Here is a 16,432-nt window from a genome sequence, read left to right as displayed (position 1 = left end):
AGGGGAAAAACAATGAAGAACAAGATTTTTAAAGCAATGATGATGATGGGATTGGTAGTAGCAACAGCAACAACCTCTATGGCAGGAAGTGCATTGACACCGGTTTATGCAGAGGAAATGGAAGCTGCACAGGGAAATCAGGTAGTAAACGGTGTTTTGGATTTTGGAAAGGGTTCTGCAAGCATTAACATCAATGGAAATGAAGGTCAGTCCTTAGTAGGAAAGAAATTCGAGATTTTCCAGCTGTTCAATGCAGAAAATTCCAAAGACGGAGAGTCCATCAACTATACCTTCAACCCAGAATTTGCCAATGCCATTCAGACAGTCGTAGCCAATGCGTTAAATAAAAAGAACGGAACGCAGTTAAGACCGGCAGATGTGACAGAATATATGGCGATTGACTATATCCAGACCTTAAACTCCAATCCGGTAGAAGGGGTAGATACACCGCAGGAATTGGAAGGAAGATACAGTGACTTCCGCTACTTCGTGGAAGATGTAAGAACACAGATTAAGAAAGAAAATAAATCCGGAGAAATTGTTACCGTACAGTCTACAAAATCAGATAATTCCATATCTATTACAGGTCTGGTATACGGATATTATGTAGTGGACGAATTATCAAAGGCAGATGAAAACGGAGAACAGTGGTTTGCCTCCTCTCTTTGTATGGTAAATACCGCTAATCCGGATGCACAGGTAAACATCAAATCCGATTATCCTAAGATTACAAAGAAAATTCAGGAAGACGATAACAAGGATGCCATTAAAAATGATGGCTGGAATGATATCGGTGACTACGAAATCGGACAGACTGTACCATACAAATTTGAGTCTACCATCCCGAATATGAATGGATATGACACTTATTACTACGCATGGCACGACAAAATGGATGAGGCGCTGACCTTCCATGCAGACAAAGCAAAAATGGAAATCGTGATTAACAGCAAAGACGGCAAAAGCTATAAGCTGAAGGACGATGAGTATGTTTTAACAGAAAAGCCGCAGGACGGCTCCGGCGATACCTTCAAAGTGGAAGTCATGGATATCAAAAAGATTGTAGACCGTGAATTTAATAAAATGAACAACAATCAGGAAAATGATTATACCGGCTTAACCGTTACTTTAAAATGCGAAGCAACTTTAAATGATCTGGCTGCATTGGATACCGGAAGACCGGGCTTTGAAAATGATGTCCGCTTAGAGTTTTCCAATGATGCAGACTCCAACGGAAAGGGAGAGACAGGCTTTACACCATGGGATACGGTTGTATGCTTTACCTTTGAAGTGGACGGATTAAAAACCAATAACCACGATAAAGTGCTTCAGGATGCGAAATTCCGTCTTTACAGTGATAAGGAATGTAAGAATGAGGTTTATGTAAAGAAAAATCCAAATCAGGGACAGGGCGGATATGTGGTAATAAACCGTGACTCTGTGGGAGGCACAGACCATACCGGCGGAACAGCGCCACAGGATGCTGTTGAGATGGTGTCTGATGCAAACGGTATCTTCAAAATCTATGGTTTGGATCAGGGTACTTATTACCTGAAGGAAACAGATGCGCCGGATGGATATAGACCATTGCTTGATCCGATTGTGATTAACGTAAAACCGACTTATACCACAGACAGAAACAGCTATGTCAAGGGAGACGGTGCAACAGAAAAGACACTGAAGAAGCTGGAAGGTACAGCGCATATTAAATCCTTCTACAATGGTGCATTTAAAGACGAAGATATCAACCTTCATACAGACGTAAATCAGGGTAACTTGGATATTAAGGTAATCAATGAGGTTGGCAAGAAACTTCCGATCACCGGTTCTTCTGCTATGCTGGTAATTGTTTGTGCCGGAGCAGCGCTAATGGGCGGTGTAATCGTATCTAACAGAAAACGTAGCAAAAAAGAAGAAGAATAGGATGATATCAGAGGGAAAATGAAGAAGCAAAAAAAGATATGGAATAAGATTATTTTTATCATAGGTCTGCTTCTCGTATCTTATCCTCTGGTAAGTAGCATGATAGAGCGGCAGCATCAAAAAGATGCTGTCGCTACTTATCAGGGCAGCATTGAAGCGGAGGATAAAAGCCAGATACAGGATGCAATAGCAAAAGCATCTGAGTATAATGATATGCTGTTCCAGACACAGGGGGCAAGCATTGGAGACTTGCAGAATGGGATTTTAAGTGAAGAAAATTATGAAAATCTATTAAATCTTTCAGGAACAGGGGTAATGGGAAGCATTGAAATTCCGAAAATTAACGTAGATATTCCAATTTATCACGGAACGTCAGAGGAAGTATTAGCAAGTGGTGTGGGACATTTTCAGGACAGCAGCCTTCCCGTGGGCGGGAATAATACGAGATGTATTCTTACCGGACACAGGGGATTGCCAAATTCTAAACTGTTTACAAGGCTGGATGAGTTGGAAAAAGACGATCTTTTTTTTATCAGTACATGTGGGGAAACTTTAGCATACCGCATTACCGAAATAGAAGTAGTAGAACCGGAGGAAGCAGAGCTGCTGGAAATTTTACCGGAAAAGGATTTATGTACCTTAATAACCTGTACCCCTTATGGGATTAACACACAGAGATTGATTGTAACAGGGGAACGAGTTCCCTATGAAAAAGTGGAATATGACAGTATTGAGAAAAAATTACCATCTTTTCGGGAAATTTTCTTTTTGCTGTTGCCGTTTATTTTTATTGTAGCCGGATCAATTTCTTTTTTTAGGAGGACGAGATATGAGAAAAAGAATGAGAAGTAAAATTCTGCTATGTCTAACTGCAATCCTTTTATTTGCATTTAGTATACAAGTATACGCAAATGACAGTAATGCTTTGGTAAACCACGAAGGAACAGAAGGCGAAAACTCCCTCATGGATGAAAAAGAACTGGAAAAGGTAAATGTAGAAGGAAAAGGCAGCATTAGCGTAGAGCTGACAGAAGGAAGAAAAGGTACATCAAGGGAAAAGGTAGAATTTTCCTGTACCAAAGTAGGAGAAATCGTGAAGGGAGAATATGTAATGAAAGATGAGTTCTCTGCTTCAGGTATTGACTTAAATGCAATCGAGTCAGCAAAAGACATGGAAGAAGCTGCGGAGAAGCTGGCTGCTTTAGATTTTTCAGCAGAAAAAGTGTTGTTGACAGATAAAGATGGAAAGCTCTGCTTTCAAGATTTACCGGTGGGTGTATATTTTTTAGAGGCTACGAATACGGCAAAATATGAAAAAGTAACCCCATTTCTGATTTCCATTCCAACCTTTGATGAAGCAGAGGGAGAAATGAACTATGACATTAAGGTAATTCCGAAACATGAACCAGAACCGGGAAGGATTACAACGGACTCTCCCGGAAGACCGGGAGCTCCGCAAACCGGATTAGACAGTCCTATTTTGAAATATTTTGCCGGAGCATTGATTATTGTATTGCTTTTGGTAGCCCTTAATGTAGGAACGAAAAAAACAAAGAAAAAAGAATGAAAAAGCTGATAAATGTAATATTGACATGCTGCCTTTTCCTGTTTGTGGCATTAGGGCTAAAAGAGCTATTGCTGTTTTTAAATGCAGAAGAAAATAGTGAAACCTTAAAGGAACAGGTTGTAAAAGTCCCAGCCGGTAATCAGGAAGAAGTGGATGCAGATGATCCATTTAATCGATACATTGACTTTGAAGCATTAGAAAAGGTTAATAGTGAGATTAGCGGCTGGCTTTATATACCGGAAACAAAGGTAGATTATCCTGTGCTGATAGGAGATACGGATCAGGAATATTTAAAAAAGGATTTTCGAGGAAAAGCAAGTGCTTTAGGCTCTATCTTTGCCTTTCAGAATGTGGAATTAAATCAGGATTTCCATGTTTGCTTATACGGGCATAACATGATTTCCGGACAAATGTTTGGTGGTCTGAAAAAGTATAGAGATACGGAGTATGCTGCATCTCACCGAACAGCTTATTTTTATACAAAAGAGAGAACGAAGGAATTAGAGTTGATTTCGGTTTTTCAATGTGAAAATACAGATGAAATCTTTGAGCTGGAAGAAAAAACATGGGAACGCAGCAAGGCAGAAGAAATTATAAGCAATTTAGAAAAAAGAAGTTTCGTTGATTTGGAAACTTCAGATGAAGAAAAAGAACCGGCACAAATTTTTACACTGGCAACGTGTCATGGCAGAGCTGGTGGGACACACAGACTAGTGTTAAATTTTGCTTTAAAGAAAGAAAAATTTGTATTGCAGTAAAGATACAAAGAAAGGAAAGCGGGAACAGAAGCGTCCTGCAAAGAGAAATGCAGAAAAAATATTATATATACTGTGGTGAAAATAAGAAAGAAGACTATATAAAAAAATTAAGGAAGTATTTTATTTACACATCCTCTGCAATGCAGGATGCAACAGATATCCTATGTATTGGCACGGTGAGTAGAGAAGAAAGAAAAAAACTTATTCTTTCTGGGAAGCCTATTTATTATATCGATAAAGATTTACATCCTCTTTTTATGAAGGAGATTTTTCAGAATTATTTATAAGACTAAGGAAGAAGATAATGAAAAAACAACTGAAAAGGATACATTTGGGAAAAAGTGTGTTTTTAGAAGGATTTGTTGTAGTATATATAGTTCTTCTGATTGCATTTTTTACGTCAAAGGAATGGTTTCCGAAAGACGGAAAATTGATACAGGCTACACCAATAGGAACAACAACAACTTTTGCAGATCGTGATTTTACCTTGAAACGCTGGGATTATGCGCCGAAGCAAAAGATGATGGAATTGGAGTTTCAAATTTTAAATCACAGTACGGATGGGATTGAAAATTTGTATTATGAAGCCGTAGATCGAAAGGAAGGGAAGCTGGAAGTAGAAAAAATCTATGAAGCAGATAATCTTACGATTATCCGGATCAACAATGTTCCGGATAAATTTAAAGAAATCTCTTTTCGAATTAAACTTACACAGGATGCAGAAGAAATGTTAAAATATTTTACAAACAAAAAAGCTGTAAATCATGTGGAAGAAATTAAAGATCATTCGGAGCAGCAATATCTAATTAACAGGGAAGAAATGGATATTGCAGAATGTGAAGCAAAAATAGAAGAAAACAGAAATGCGATTGCAGAACAGGAAACAAAAATAAACAATGCGAACGAACGTATCAACTCTTTGCTGGGTGCTAAGAAGTATCAAACCGAAGAAGAACAGTTAAATACGGATATCTTGATACAGCAGCTAGAAGCGGATATTGTTGCATATCAGGAAGCGATTGCAGATTTCGATAGTGAGATTACAGAATATGAGGCAAAAATAGAAGAACATAATAAGAAAATAGAAGAATATAAGCAGGGAGAACAGGAGTAGGAATTATGCTACCAAGCCAGAAACAGATTGATTTTGTAGAGGATATGGCAAGATATCTGAATATTGAATTACCGAATATGACAGACCGCAGAGCGGTTGTCGCTTTTATCAACCAGCATAAATATGAATTTTATAAAAAAAGAGATAACGATATTCGTGATCGGATTATAGAGGAAATCGATATTCAGGACTTTGCACAGGAACTGGGATATCACGTAAGAAGAATAGGCAGATATTTTACGCTGGAAGAATATGACAGTGTTCGAATTGATCCACAAAAGAAACGTTTCTGGCGAAATTCCCATCCGGGTGCTGGTAGTGCAATCGGCGCCGGTGGGGATGTGATTGATTTTGCGGTGATGTTTGCCAATATGGATATGCACGAGGCTCTCACTTATTTTACAAATAGAGTACAAAGAAGCATAAAGCAAGGACCGGCAAGAGAAAAACAGACATGGAAGAAGCAGGAGACTGAGAATGTTAAGCTGCAGCTTCCAAAAAGAGTAGATAATATGAGACGTGTATTTGCTTATCTTACAAAAATTCGTATGCTTGATAAAGAAGTAGTTCAATTTTTTGTCGATGAACAGATGCTTTATCAGGATGTTTATGGAAATTGTGTCTTTGTAGGATATGACGACAGCAAAGCTCCGGTATATGGTTTTTTAAGAGGGACAAATACAGAAAGAAAATACATTGGAGACTGCATGGGAAGTAATTATGAATATGGATTTTATTTAAACTTTGATGCAGAAAACCTTATTATTGCAGAAAGCGTGATTGATGGTATGAGCATCATGAGTCTTTTAAAAAAGCAGGGAAGGGATTTTAAAGCATACGATTATCTCTTTTTGTGTGGTTCATGCAAATACGAAGCACTCATAAACCATTTATTAAGGAAACCGAAGAAGAAAGTCTATATAGCCGTAGATAATGACTATGCAGGGCATTTAAGTGTAGAAAAGATAAGAGAAGCCTTGCAGTGCCGAAAAATTGAAGCGGAAATTATAGAACGTCTCCCGGTAAAGGAAGAAACAGATTGGAACGAAGCCTATCAGGAGGCGCAGATGTATGGAACAATTCAAAATTTAAGATTTTAGCTAGAGGGAAATATGATTATATTTATTGGTTCAGCAGAAAAAGGTTATTTTGCGGAAGAAATCGCAGAAAAAAAAGGAAAAGAATTTGCCTATGTAAAATCAAACAGCCGGATAGAATTACAGAAGACCGAGATTTTGGAGCATCAGGGTGTAGAGTATATGATTTTTGATATTCAGCAATATTTGGACTCAGCTGAAGAAATTGCAAAACAAATTATTACAATTCGCAACTGTAATAATGCAACAGTGATTATTTACGCATCAGGATATATGTTAAAAAATAAAGTTTTGGTAGAGCTGTGCAAGGTTGGTATCAAGAATTTTATTATTGGCGTAACGCTATCCGAAATAAAGCAGCAATTAGAGCTGGCTTTGGCAGGGTATTATGAAGCAAATGGATTTGAAGAATTGGAAATTATTACGTTACAGGAGCAGGAAGAAGAACGGAGACGAGAAGCAAGCTATAAATTGATTGGTGTTGCCGGTGCGATGAGCCGAATAGGGACTACAACACAAGCGTTACAGGTTGTAAAATACTTGCTCTATAAAGGATATAAAGCCTGTTATATTGAGATGAATGATACAGGATATGTAGAAAATGTTGCTGCCTTTTATGATTGTGAAAATGTAGATGAGGACATGGGCGAAGTAGTTTTTATGAACGTTCATCATTTTTATAGGCAGGATAAAATTTCTGAAATTTTAAAGCTGGGATATGATTTTTATGTTTACGACTATGGAGTTTGTGGCAGCCAAAATTTCAACCGCACGTCTTATCTGGAAAAAGATATACGGCTGGCTTGTGTCGGAGCAAAAGTTTCAGAGGTAGTCTATACAACTACGTTGATAGAAAATGAATTTTATACAGATATTTATTATTTGTTTATCCATGTACCAGAAGCAGACCGAAAAGGCTTAAAAGAGTCCATGAAAGATAAAGAAGAAAGGATATATTTCCCTTGTTATTCTCCGGAAGCGTATGAGTTTGCAATCGATAATCTTCCCATTTATGAAGATATTATACCTTTGGATAATAAGAGTAAGGATATTCCACAGAGAAAGAGTATACGAGATATGTTTAAGAGGAAAAAGAAGAATGGCAAAGCTTAAAAATGGAATTATGGATAATATCCTGAAGGAAAAAGAGGAACAACAGAAACAAGAAGATTTAAGGAAAAAATATCAGGTGGACAACAAAGAAATAATGATTGTCGAAAAAAATAACATGATAAAATTTTTTATACGGGTAATAGGTGGGGTAATCAGGATTGCGGCAACAATAATAATTCTATTGTTGGCCGCAATCGGTCTATTAACGCTCTTGTATCCGGAAATAAGGGTAGAGCTTGTTGCCGTGTTGCAGGATATTTATAACCAAATTAGAATGATGTTATAGAAAGGAAATAGGATAAAAATGGAAAAAATTTTAAAGGATAATATAATTGTTGGATATTACAGGGATAAGGCAATCGTAGAAACGGAATATGGAGAACTCTATTTTTTTGACTGTGAAAATGATTTAATTCCGGTGGGAAGTGTTACAGATGCAGAGTTAGAAACTTTAGACAAGCTGGATGCAGCTATGCAGCAAGAAATTTTAAAGCGCTTTCAGGAGGAATAATATTGGAAAAAAATTGGTCTCAAAAAGCAGAGGAAAATAGAGAATTTGCTAGAAAAAAGATGGAAGAATTTGCAAAGTCCTATCAGGAAAATCCGGAGACGATAGTAGAATATCTAAGATTTTCAAAAAATTTTCATCAGTATTCACAACGGAATACTGCTCTTATTTATCAGCAAAATCCTCATGCAACCTTTGTAAAATCGTTTGCTGGATGGAAAAAAGAAGGGGTATCTGTAAATCGTGGAGAAAAGGGCATTGCAATCTGGTACGCTGTACAATCCACTTTATTAAAACGAGAAGACGGTTCTGTGGTGTCCTTGCGGAATGCCACAAAAGAAGAAAAGGATTTGTATAAAAAAGGGGAGCTGGAAGGGGTAGTAAAACAAGGGTTTCAAATCGGTTATGTTTTTGATATTGCACAAACAAATTTTCCAAAAGAGCAGTACCCGAAATACTTTGATATGGGGCAAGCTTCAGAAGATGCAGATAAAATGATTGCAGCTTTGGAAAGCTATGCGGAAAATGAATTGCAGTGTAGTGTAAGAACAGAGGATTTATCTTCCATATCATTAAAAGGTTATTATTATAAGAATGGAATTGTATTAAATGAGAAACTGGAGGGGGTAGAAAAGCTTTCTACATTATCCCATGAAATGGGACATGCCATAGAAAAACACGGTGTAGAGGGAAAGGAAAAGGGAGAAGGGCAACGGGAATATGAGGCAGATTGTATTTCCATTATGCTTCAGGATTATTTAGGCATAGAAATCACAGATGCCCGCAGAAGACACTTTAAACATGCCTACAATCAATTTGAAAAGGAAATGCAGGAAAAGTATCAAGAGCTGCCGTTAGAAGCTCAGAAAAGGGAAATAGAGAGGGGAATGAATGACTCCTTTGAACACATACATAGAGTTATGGGAAAACATTTAAACCAAATAGAAGAATATATGAAAAATCCGGATATCGTACAGCAAAGAAACGTACAAAATATTTCTGCTGAACACAAGATTATAGGAATAGAAAAAAATATGAGGGCTGGAAAAGGATTAGAAATTTAGCACCGTGGAAATGTGCATAACCATTTATTCTGCATGGAAAAGTTTATTTATAATCCATGGAAAATTGATTTTCCACAGATTATAAACATACTTTCCCACGCTGGCATAGGCAAATGGTTACACACATTACCACAGTGTCGATGACTACGGATTTGTAGTTTATTCACATGTTATTTGATTTACTTCTTGCTTGTTTACCTGTAACTCATCTACAATTTCGGTTTGAGTTCTTCCTTTTTATATTTCAGACAAAATCTATTTGACTTTTTTGTGAAATTTTTTGGGTATCTTTTTAGTTTTCTGCCTGCGAAGCTTCGCTATCATTTGCTTTTGTCAGGGCTCGTATAAAATAAAAAATAGTATTTTTTCTAACTGCGTTTACTATTAAAGAGTAGGTGCTATTTATAGCACCTACTCTTTAATCTTCCAATGTACTTTGAAGATTATCAAGTATTTTTTGAATACGGTCATCTTTCTTTTGGGTGTCTTTTTCATCCTTAGCTTCTTGTAAGCCATCGATTAAAAATCTTATGAAACCGTTAAACTGTTTGTCTGTCATTCCCATATCTTGCATTTTCTTCTCCTTTCTCCCATAAGGGGGATTTGTAAGATATCTTCCTTACAAATATATAATATCACGAATATTAGTGAATGTCAATAGATTTTTCACTAATTTTCGAGATGTAATTTTCTCTATCGTTATCTGTTTCAATGTATTTTATGATATCTCGTGGCTGCATTTCCAAGATTGCACAAAGTCGATTAAGATTATCTAAAGAAATGGAAGTATCTTTATTTTTAAATTTTTTCATAGTTGATTGCCCGAAAATTCCAGTTTCCCGGGCTTTTGTTGTGTTCACACCAATTTTCTCCAGTTCTTCTATTATGTCGATTTTATATTCTAACATTTCTGTTACCTCCACTATGATTATATACAATATAGTAGCATTATCCGTGAAAAAGTCAACATATATATTCACAAATAATAGTGAAAAGCGCATTGACATTCACTAAAATTAGTGATAAAATATAATTGTTACAAAGGAAAATAAATTATCAGAATGGAGGAATGAAAAATGCACAGAGAAAGTGTTACACAGGCTTTACTTGGAACGGCATTATTATTTAATACTGTATTTGAAATGCCTAATAATATGAGCTTTACAGGACAAATATTTTCAGTAGGAATAATTTCGTACATGATATTTTGCTGTATCGAAAAAGTCAGAAGATGGGAAATTTTAATGAAAAAGAAGTCCACTCGGCGGCAACCAAAAGTGGACTGAAAAAATATTATGATTTTAAATTATATAGGAAAATGGCAAAGATGTAAAGAGATAAGAATAAATGATTTTCTTTTTTAGGAGAGGAGCGCAAAGTAAAGCGGATATCTTCTTTAAGTATTTCAAAATCACCGATTTTTTTCGTATATGGCTGCATGGGGAAACGACCATGCCAGAAAAGCAGAAAAAACACAAGGGTATACAGAGCTTCGCCCTTGTGTTTTTTCTGCTTTTCTGGATTGTCTATCGTTATCCCATACAGCAAAATATACGAAAATCTAATACCGGTAATTTTAGAAATATTGTTTCTTTAATTTTCTGTGAAACCGGAAAATCATTATTAGGAGGAATGTAAATGGCATATCTTTATGAAGCTGAATTAAGAAATAAAAGGACTGTTTTAGTTCGTGGTAAAAAAATAATTTGTAATGATGCAATGACAGATTGCAAAAAAGTTTTTGAATTTTCTACAAAAGAATTACATTTAGACAAAAAAGCAGAAGAATATGTGTTTATGTTTGCATACGATACGAAAAAAATGCTTATTGGTATTTTTGAAATTTCACATGGAACGATAAATGCTGCATTTTTATCGAATAGAGAAATTTTTATGAGAGCATTACTCATTGGCGCTGCGAATATTATCATAGTACATAACCATCCATCAGGAAATATATTACCAAGTGAACAGGATAGGGATATTTGCAAAAAGATTATGGATGCAGCAAAATTGTTAGAAATTCCACTAGATGATTTTATCATCATAGGTAGTGGTGAATATTATTCCTTCCGGAAGGAAAATGAGCTTTTATAATACAAAAAAGGTTATTTATAAGGAAAGTATGGGTGGGTGCTATTTATAGCACCCAATTTTAAAATGTTGCGAAAACAGTATATTAAATTATCTTTTTTAGGAGAGGGGGCACGGAGAAAACCAATATAGAAGATTGTCGTATCAGTATTATGGAACTAAAAAACAAATGATTTAAAGGAGGAAGTACATGCAAAGTATAGTATCTTACAAAGAAAGAGGAATTGGTGGAAATAACCTCTATAGAGGAAACTGTTCACCAAGATTGATTGAAGATTTAATTGATTTTTACAAAGTAAAAAATATCAGTGATTATATGTGCGGTTCCGGAACAACAAAAGACGTGGCGGACAGAAAAAATATAAAAGCGAATGTATATGACTTAAATCAAGGATTTGATCTTTTAAACATGGATGTTCCGGAAAGAAACGAATTTATTTTCTGGCATCCGCCTTATCATAATATGATACGGTATGCGGACAATATGTATGCAGCATCAGAGATAGAGAAAAAATACGGTATTTGTGCAAATGAAGTAGATTTATCACAGTGTAGAAGTTGGGAAGATTTTATTAAAAAACTAAATGCTTGTATGATAAAACAATTTGCTTCTTTAGAGACAGGAGGACACATGGCAGTTTTAATGGGAGACTTGAAGAAACAGGGGAAACTGTATAGTATGCTATTAGAAATTGCGAAACCGGGTATCATTGAAAATATTGTCATAAAAGTACAGCATAATTGTATGAGTAATAAAAACCAGTATGCAAATGAAAATTTTATTCGCATTCAACATGAATATGTATTACTGTTAAAAAAAGCAGAGGATTTGATTTATCCAGTACAATTTGCAGTCAACAGGATAGCAGATATTCGCAACCTGGAGAGTGTAACGTGGAAAGATGTGATAGCAGATATTATAGAAAAAGCCGGTGGGAAAATAGAGTTGCATAATATTTATCAGCAAGTTTCGGGATATAAAAAAGCAGAAAAAAATAATCATGTAAAGGAGAAGGTTCGTCAAACTTTATATGCCTATCGGAAGATTTTTTTCTTTGAAAATGGTTTGTGGTATTTAAGTTAAAAAAGGTAGGTGCTATTTATAGCACCTACCTTTTTGTTTCCTTTCCTAAAAAGAAAAAATAGGACTGTTAAAAAGAAGAATGTTGCTTATTTATCTCTATAATGAGTACCACATTGTAAAATTTCAATGCTATTTTCGTTAATTCTAAAGACAATTCTATTCTTCTCATCAATGCGGACGCTCCAATATCCAGCAAGATTTCCACTTAATGCTTCTGGTTTTCCGATACAATTATAACCATTTCGATCAATGTCTAATAAAAGTCGGTTTATTTTTTTTAATGTTTTTTTGTCTTTAGTCTGCCATTCTAAATATTCATTCCACGCATTATCTTCCCAGAGTTTTTTCATTAGTCTACCTCAATCAAGTCATGCTCTTTTAACGTACTTTTTCCAGAATGAATATCATTTAGCCGTCTTTCTAATTCGTCCATATTTTCTTTGCTGCAGAATGGATCAGCGGATAGTTCAAAAGGAATACGATTTTCACGAACAACTGCCTTGAGAAAAATAGTAATTGCAGTAGACATATTCAATCCTATGTCATTAAGTGTTCTTTCGGCGCTTCGCTTTATATCATCATCTACACGAAAATTGATTTGTGCCATACTACTCACTCCTTTTCTATTTCTTATATATATATTATAGCAAAGAAAGATAAAAAGCAAGCAAATTACTATATAATTGCTATATAATATCACACCTTTGCATTACATCTGTATTTTAATATTTTTTTAGAACAAAAGAACGAATGATGCTGTCTGTGGTTCTGCAATTTGTTTGTTGCTTATAAGTTAGACACTTTTCTTTCAGCATAGGAAACGTGAGTTTTCATTCGTTCTGAAGGCATATCACAGCCTATGTTCTGCGTCAATGATTGCCCTACGGCGTATCGGTGTTTCTGTAGAAACACCTTGCTCATTGACGCAGAACATAACGCCTGTGATGAAAATGGCTCATAAGCAACAAACAAGTTGCTTAGCACCTTGACAACTACATATCGTGTTCTTCAGTTGTTGAAAAAAATGTATCACAAAATAGACCTGGAAAGGAGGTGGAAATGTGACAGTTGAAATAACATCTATTGATATCAAAGAAGGTATTGTAACGATTACAGCGATTGATGTTTCAGAAGAAAATCTTCAAATGCTGGAACGAAACAGAGAAGATGTAGAAAAAGAAATAAGTTTTATTTTTGATACTCATGAAAAAATAGAATATCAATATCTTTATTCTTGGCTACATAGACAGAAAGCTACTCAAGGATCTACTACATGGGGTGAAGCTTTAAATGCAGTAATTGGGATTATTACAACTATATCGCAAAAATATAGGAACTGGGATTAGCCTAGTTCCTGTATTGTATGGAAAAATTTAATAGCTAAAAAGCGGAAAGGATTTTAATTATGAGAGAAAAAATGATGATGAGAGTAGAAAAATTAAATGAACTTTTGAGAGAAGAAGAAAAAGATTTTACAGTGGAATATGTGCAACGTTGGAAAAGAAATGAGAAATTGGAAGGATATGCCATTTTGAGATCGGGCAGTAATACTTATCCTATAATTTATAATCATGAAAGTATTATTCAGATGTCAGATAAAGAATTGATTGAATATATGGAAAGTATCTTAGCGGGAGATCAGCCAGAAGCAGAGAAAGTTAGTAATGTGATGAAAAATATGGATTATATAAAGGAAAATCTCTATATGACTTTGATATCTTTAAATAGAAATGCTGAAGGACTAAAACAAGAAGATATTCTATTTATCCCTGTAGAGGATATGGCAATTACTTTTTATATTCGTATTGAGTTTGGAGAAAGTATTGGAAAAATAAGAGTGAAAAATGATCTGTTAAAAGCTCTCAACCTGACAAAAGAAGAAGTCTTTTTATACGCAAAAGAAAATTTAGAAAAGCATTATTATATTGCACCTATCGAAAATATTATAAAAGAATATATTGAAGATTTTCCGTTAGAGGAAGCAGATAAGAAAATCAAAATATTGGTTGTAACTACAAAAGATAATGATGAAGGCGCAGCGCTTATGGTTAGTGAAAAAGTAATGGATAAATTAGAAAAACAGTTTTCTTCTAAATTTCTTATACTACCCAGTTCTGTTCATGAATTTATTGCAGTTCCTTATAAATCAAAAGACGATATAAGATCATGCAAAAAAATGGTACAGGAAGTAAATAACACAGTGTTATCGCCAAATGAATATTTATCAGATAATGTATTTGTTTGGGAAAATGGAAGATTACATAAAGCTTGAAGAAACAAGGTGCTATAAATAGCACCTTGTCAACTAAAGTGTGTATAGTGTATTAGAAATTATAAGGTGCTATAAATAGCACCTTATAATTTTTAACCTGAAAATTGTTTACTTGCCATTGTTTTTAGACTCTATTTTAAAACGGAAACCTACAATTTTTCGGCTGCATTTTAGTGGTTCATAACTTATGTTATAGCCTAATTTTGCATTGATTTCTTTTAATGCCGCATCAATAACTCGTGCTCGAAACATACTCATTTTTGTATATTTGTCTTCAGTTCCGGTTGCTTTTCTGATTGTTTCCTCACTTAAAGTTATAATCGCTATTTTATCAGCATATACCTTTTGCCCTTTCATTGCTTCACGTATTAGTTCATAAATACGAATTGCATAAATCGTTTTGAGCAATATAATATCTTCTAATACATATTGTGTATAGTAACCTTTTAATTGTATTAAATAAGGCTGTAAATCTTCGTGGAGCTTTATTGTAATAATTCCGTTGTTATAACTGCAACTACTGCACCATTGGAATATTTTCCATTTATGTTTAGGGTTTCCATCACCAATCTCAACGACTTCTTGTAAAAGATGTCTGCAAATATCATATACGTCAGAATATAAATGTGTACTGGGGATGTCTAGTAATTTTGCCAATTCCATAATAGATATTTTGTATGTATAGAAATCATTGTCTTCCTTCACAATCTGCATAATTGTGAGGCGCAGCAATTTTATTTCATTCAAAGAGAGGCAGCTTTTACTCTTGATTAAATCGTTTGCCATAACAACCTGATTTTCTTTGTTTAAACACATATTTTTCATAATTGTTACCTCTAATAAAGATATAACTATTATACTATAAAAGGTAACAATGTCAAGGCACTTGTTTCTTTCAGGTATATTACACTATCAGACTACCTAAATGTTTCTTTTCAACTACCTAAACGTTTCTTTTAACTACCTAAATGTTTCTTTTTACAACCCAGATGTTTCCGTTCAAAATTCTTGAACATTAGTATTTATAAGGCACTCAGAGATTTTTGTGCTCCTCTAAGTATTTAAGTATGTATTTATAAGTATAAAAGTAGTCTAATATCTCATTATAGTTATTTACTTATAAACCTCAATGAATGGTAAGTTTTCTTTAAACGATAAACTATTTAAGACGTACACCCGCAGGTGCTCCTGTGGCATTCTGTTTACTTCCGTATATCCGTCGTATGGGAACTTAAAGCATAGCCTAAAATTAGGGGTAAGAAAAGGTGTACATAGCTGCGCTGCGCTTGCCCCTTGTCATTCCCCTAATTTCTGGCCACTTTTGCGTTGTCCCATACAGATAACGGATATACGGAAATCAGCAAAACAGAAAATAGCAGGAATATCCTGCGGGTTGAGGTAAGTCCCACCAGACTTCCGTCAACCGGAAATCAGTTTTGCTAGACAAATTTGTATATCTAAAAATAAATACAAGGAGGAAAAATCATGAAAAGGTACAGAAATGCAAAAGGAGAACTGACAAGGAGTATCAAGGAAATCGAAAAAGAAACGCTTGCAGAAGCAAGAAAATATTACCGACTGGGTAGCATTTATTTTAACAATGCAGATAAGAGAGAATATGTATTGATTGAAAATGATAAAATGCTGGCACATTTCAAAAGCTTTGAGGGATATAATTTATTTATTCCCGTTGCAAGCTTAGGGACATTTTTACCAGATGTGGCTACTAAAGGAGAGGAGCTGCTTTTGGTAGAATAATATTTATATTATATTCCATTGACGTTTCAAATTCTGTGCAATATACTAAAAGCACAGATTTGAAATGGGAATAACAGAAA

22 protein-coding genes are annotated in these 16,432 nt (G+C 34.9%); 17 read left to right on the top strand and 5 right to left on the bottom strand.

The window, feature by feature from the left end; translation table 11 throughout:
* Positions 1-12 precede the first annotated feature (12 nt).
* Genes BQ7352_RS00235 through BQ7352_RS00185 form a run of 11 tightly spaced genes read left to right on the top strand, consistent with a single transcriptional unit; the run spans position 13 to position 9,144 of the window.
* Entirely contained in the window at positions 13-1,923 is a 1,911-nt protein-coding gene (locus tag BQ7352_RS00235) for an isopeptide-forming domain-containing fimbrial protein (protein WP_072445893.1), read from the top strand.
* A gap of 18 nt (positions 1,924-1,941) precedes the next feature.
* Positions 1,942-2,775: a class C sortase gene (locus BQ7352_RS00230; RefSeq protein ID WP_072445891.1), complete on the top strand. Its 834-nt coding sequence runs from the start codon at positions 1,942-1,944 to the stop codon at positions 2,773-2,775.
* Complete coding sequence (locus tag BQ7352_RS00225; protein WP_072445889.1) at positions 2,753-3,490, top strand: hypothetical protein; 738 nt, start codon at positions 2,753-2,755, stop codon at positions 3,488-3,490. Before BQ7352_RS00230 ends, BQ7352_RS00225 begins: the two co-directional genes overlap by 23 nt.
* A complete protein-coding gene (locus BQ7352_RS00220; RefSeq protein WP_072445887.1) occupies positions 3,487-4,248 on the top strand; it encodes a class B sortase in 762 nt (253 codons plus the stop codon). Before BQ7352_RS00225 ends, BQ7352_RS00220 begins: the two co-directional genes overlap by 4 nt.
* Before the next feature lie 47 nt (positions 4,249-4,295).
* A complete protein-coding gene (locus tag BQ7352_RS14475) occupies positions 4,296-4,535 on the top strand; it encodes a hypothetical protein (RefSeq protein ID WP_072445885.1) in 240 nt (79 codons plus the stop codon).
* 17 nt (positions 4,536-4,552) lie between these two features.
* On the top strand, positions 4,553-5,362 hold the full coding sequence (locus BQ7352_RS00210; RefSeq protein WP_072445883.1) for a hypothetical protein: 810 nt from the start codon (positions 4,553-4,555) through the stop codon (positions 5,360-5,362).
* A 5-nt stretch (positions 5,363-5,367) separates the two neighbouring features.
* Positions 5,368-6,462: a DUF3991 and TOPRIM domain-containing protein gene (locus BQ7352_RS00205; RefSeq protein ID WP_072445881.1), complete on the top strand. Its 1,095-nt coding sequence runs from the start codon at positions 5,368-5,370 to the stop codon at positions 6,460-6,462.
* 12 nt (positions 6,463-6,474) lie between these two features.
* Positions 6,475-7,572 (top strand): hypothetical protein, encoded by a 1,098-nt coding sequence (locus BQ7352_RS00200; RefSeq protein WP_072445879.1) that lies wholly within the window; start codon positions 6,475-6,477, stop codon positions 7,570-7,572.
* Positions 7,559-7,858, top strand: a complete 300-nt coding sequence (locus BQ7352_RS00195; protein ID WP_072445877.1) for a hypothetical protein — start codon at positions 7,559-7,561, stop codon at positions 7,856-7,858. Before BQ7352_RS00200 ends, BQ7352_RS00195 begins: the two co-directional genes overlap by 14 nt.
* Positions 7,859-7,876: 18 nt before the next feature.
* Complete coding sequence (locus BQ7352_RS00190) at positions 7,877-8,083, top strand: hypothetical protein (protein ID WP_072445875.1); 207 nt, start codon at positions 7,877-7,879, stop codon at positions 8,081-8,083.
* 2 nt (positions 8,084-8,085) lie between these two features.
* The gene (locus BQ7352_RS00185) at positions 8,086-9,144 is read left to right on the top strand and encodes an ArdC family protein (RefSeq protein ID WP_072445873.1); all 1,059 of its coding nucleotides are present in this window, start codon (positions 8,086-8,088) and stop codon (positions 9,142-9,144) included.
* Between the two features lie 418 nt (positions 9,145-9,562).
* On the opposite strand, the gene BQ7352_RS14575 is transcribed toward BQ7352_RS00185, so the two are convergent.
* Together BQ7352_RS14575 and BQ7352_RS00180 are read right to left on the bottom strand one after the other, a co-directional pair.
* The gene (locus BQ7352_RS14575) at positions 9,563-9,718 is read right to left on the bottom strand and encodes a hypothetical protein (protein WP_200791348.1); all 156 of its coding nucleotides are present in this window, start codon (positions 9,716-9,718) and stop codon (positions 9,563-9,565) included.
* A 70-nt stretch (positions 9,719-9,788) separates the two neighbouring features.
* Positions 9,789-10,052, bottom strand: a complete 264-nt coding sequence (locus tag BQ7352_RS00180; RefSeq protein WP_072445871.1) for a helix-turn-helix domain-containing protein — start codon at positions 10,050-10,052, stop codon at positions 9,789-9,791.
* 168 nt (positions 10,053-10,220) lie between these two features.
* Here BQ7352_RS00180 and BQ7352_RS00175 point away from each other — a divergent pair, with 168 nt between their 5' ends.
* From BQ7352_RS00175 to BQ7352_RS00160, 3 genes are all read left to right on the top strand, one after another.
* On the top strand, positions 10,221-10,430 hold the full coding sequence (locus BQ7352_RS00175) for a hypothetical protein (RefSeq protein ID WP_072445869.1): 210 nt from the start codon (positions 10,221-10,223) through the stop codon (positions 10,428-10,430).
* Positions 10,431-10,782: 352 nt separating this feature from the next.
* The gene (locus BQ7352_RS00165) at positions 10,783-11,241 is read left to right on the top strand and encodes a JAB domain-containing protein (RefSeq protein WP_072445865.1); all 459 of its coding nucleotides are present in this window, start codon (positions 10,783-10,785) and stop codon (positions 11,239-11,241) included.
* 187 nt (positions 11,242-11,428) lie between these two features.
* Positions 11,429-12,322, top strand: a complete 894-nt coding sequence (locus BQ7352_RS00160) for a class I SAM-dependent methyltransferase (RefSeq protein ID WP_072445863.1) — start codon at positions 11,429-11,431, stop codon at positions 12,320-12,322.
* A gap of 86 nt (positions 12,323-12,408) precedes the next feature.
* Here the strand turns inward: BQ7352_RS00160 and BQ7352_RS00155 are convergent, their stop codons facing one another.
* Both BQ7352_RS00155 and BQ7352_RS00150 read right to left on the bottom strand, forming a co-directional pair.
* On the bottom strand, positions 12,409-12,672 hold the full coding sequence (locus BQ7352_RS00155; protein ID WP_072445861.1) for a Txe/YoeB family addiction module toxin: 264 nt from the start codon (positions 12,670-12,672) through the stop codon (positions 12,409-12,411).
* Positions 12,672-12,929 carry a type II toxin-antitoxin system RelB/DinJ family antitoxin gene (locus BQ7352_RS00150; protein WP_072445859.1) on the bottom strand — a complete coding sequence of 86 codons (258 nt, stop codon included), beginning with the start codon at positions 12,927-12,929 and terminating at the stop codon, positions 12,672-12,674. The genes BQ7352_RS00155 and BQ7352_RS00150 overlap by 1 nt, the downstream gene beginning before the upstream one ends.
* 454 nt (positions 12,930-13,383) lie before the next feature.
* Between BQ7352_RS00150 and BQ7352_RS00145 the strand changes: the two genes are divergently transcribed.
* The gene (locus BQ7352_RS00145; RefSeq protein WP_072445857.1) at positions 13,384-13,668 is read left to right on the top strand and encodes a hypothetical protein; all 285 of its coding nucleotides are present in this window, start codon (positions 13,384-13,386) and stop codon (positions 13,666-13,668) included.
* Between the two features lie 59 nt (positions 13,669-13,727).
* The gene (locus BQ7352_RS00140; RefSeq protein ID WP_072445854.1) at positions 13,728-14,594 is read left to right on the top strand and encodes a DUF5688 family protein; all 867 of its coding nucleotides are present in this window, start codon (positions 13,728-13,730) and stop codon (positions 14,592-14,594) included.
* A 108-nt stretch (positions 14,595-14,702) separates the two neighbouring features.
* Here the strand turns inward: BQ7352_RS00140 and BQ7352_RS00135 are convergent, their stop codons facing one another.
* Positions 14,703-15,419 carry a replication initiation protein gene (locus BQ7352_RS00135; RefSeq protein WP_072445852.1) on the bottom strand — a complete coding sequence of 239 codons (717 nt, stop codon included), beginning with the start codon at positions 15,417-15,419 and terminating at the stop codon, positions 14,703-14,705.
* A 660-nt stretch (positions 15,420-16,079) separates the two neighbouring features.
* Here BQ7352_RS00135 and BQ7352_RS00130 point away from each other — a divergent pair.
* The gene (locus tag BQ7352_RS00130) at positions 16,080-16,352 is read left to right on the top strand and encodes a hypothetical protein (RefSeq protein ID WP_072445850.1); all 273 of its coding nucleotides are present in this window, start codon (positions 16,080-16,082) and stop codon (positions 16,350-16,352) included.
* Positions 16,353-16,432 lie beyond the last annotated feature (80 nt).

The organism is Blautia sp. Marseille-P3201T (genome assembly GCF_900120295.1).
In the GTDB taxonomy this organism is placed as follows: Bacteria; Bacillota; Clostridia; order Lachnospirales; family Lachnospiraceae; genus Blautia.
Note: the sequence above shows the minus strand (reverse complement) of the source record. Positions and strands in the feature narration are given on the sequence as shown.

Excerpts from the sequence above, each read along its gene's own strand:
- BQ7352_RS00235 (WP_072445893.1), top strand. The coding sequence starts at position 13 with ATGAAGAACAAGATTTTTAAAGCAATGATGATGATGGGATTGGTAGTA.
- BQ7352_RS00230 (WP_072445891.1), top strand. The coding sequence starts at position 1,942 with ATGAAGAAGCAAAAAAAGATATGGAATAAGATTATTTTTATCATAGGT.
- BQ7352_RS00225 (WP_072445889.1), top strand. The coding sequence starts at position 2,753 with ATGAGAAAAAGAATGAGAAGTAAAATTCTGCTATGTCTAACTGCAATC.
- BQ7352_RS00220 (WP_072445887.1), top strand. The coding sequence starts at position 3,487 with ATGAAAAAGCTGATAAATGTAATATTGACATGCTGCCTTTTCCTGTTT.
- BQ7352_RS14475 (WP_072445885.1), top strand. The coding sequence starts at position 4,296 with ATGCAGAAAAAATATTATATATACTGTGGTGAAAATAAGAAAGAAGAC.
- BQ7352_RS00210 (WP_072445883.1), top strand. The coding sequence starts at position 4,553 with ATGAAAAAACAACTGAAAAGGATACATTTGGGAAAAAGTGTGTTTTTA.
- BQ7352_RS00205 (WP_072445881.1), top strand. The coding sequence starts at position 5,368 with ATGCTACCAAGCCAGAAACAGATTGATTTTGTAGAGGATATGGCAAGA.
- BQ7352_RS00200 (WP_072445879.1), top strand. The coding sequence starts at position 6,475 with ATGATTATATTTATTGGTTCAGCAGAAAAAGGTTATTTTGCGGAAGAA.
- BQ7352_RS00195 (WP_072445877.1), top strand. The coding sequence starts at position 7,559 with ATGGCAAAGCTTAAAAATGGAATTATGGATAATATCCTGAAGGAAAAA.
- BQ7352_RS00190 (WP_072445875.1), top strand. The coding sequence starts at position 7,877 with ATGGAAAAAATTTTAAAGGATAATATAATTGTTGGATATTACAGGGAT.
- BQ7352_RS14575 (WP_200791348.1), bottom strand. The coding sequence starts at position 9,718 with ATGCAAGATATGGGAATGACAGACAAACAGTTTAACGGTTTCATAAGA.
- BQ7352_RS00180 (WP_072445871.1), bottom strand. The coding sequence starts at position 10,052 with ATGTTAGAATATAAAATCGACATAATAGAAGAACTGGAGAAAATTGGT.
- BQ7352_RS00175 (WP_072445869.1), top strand. The coding sequence starts at position 10,221 with ATGCACAGAGAAAGTGTTACACAGGCTTTACTTGGAACGGCATTATTA.
- BQ7352_RS00165 (WP_072445865.1), top strand. The coding sequence starts at position 10,783 with ATGGCATATCTTTATGAAGCTGAATTAAGAAATAAAAGGACTGTTTTA.
- BQ7352_RS00160 (WP_072445863.1), top strand. The coding sequence starts at position 11,429 with ATGCAAAGTATAGTATCTTACAAAGAAAGAGGAATTGGTGGAAATAAC.
- BQ7352_RS00155 (WP_072445861.1), bottom strand. The coding sequence starts at position 12,672 with ATGAAAAAACTCTGGGAAGATAATGCGTGGAATGAATATTTAGAATGG.
- BQ7352_RS00150 (WP_072445859.1), bottom strand. The coding sequence starts at position 12,929 with ATGGCACAAATCAATTTTCGTGTAGATGATGATATAAAGCGAAGCGCC.
- BQ7352_RS00140 (WP_072445854.1), top strand. The coding sequence starts at position 13,728 with ATGAGAGAAAAAATGATGATGAGAGTAGAAAAATTAAATGAACTTTTG.
- BQ7352_RS00135 (WP_072445852.1), bottom strand. The coding sequence starts at position 15,419 with ATGAAAAATATGTGTTTAAACAAAGAAAATCAGGTTGTTATGGCAAAC.
- BQ7352_RS00130 (WP_072445850.1), top strand. The coding sequence starts at position 16,080 with ATGAAAAGGTACAGAAATGCAAAAGGAGAACTGACAAGGAGTATCAAG.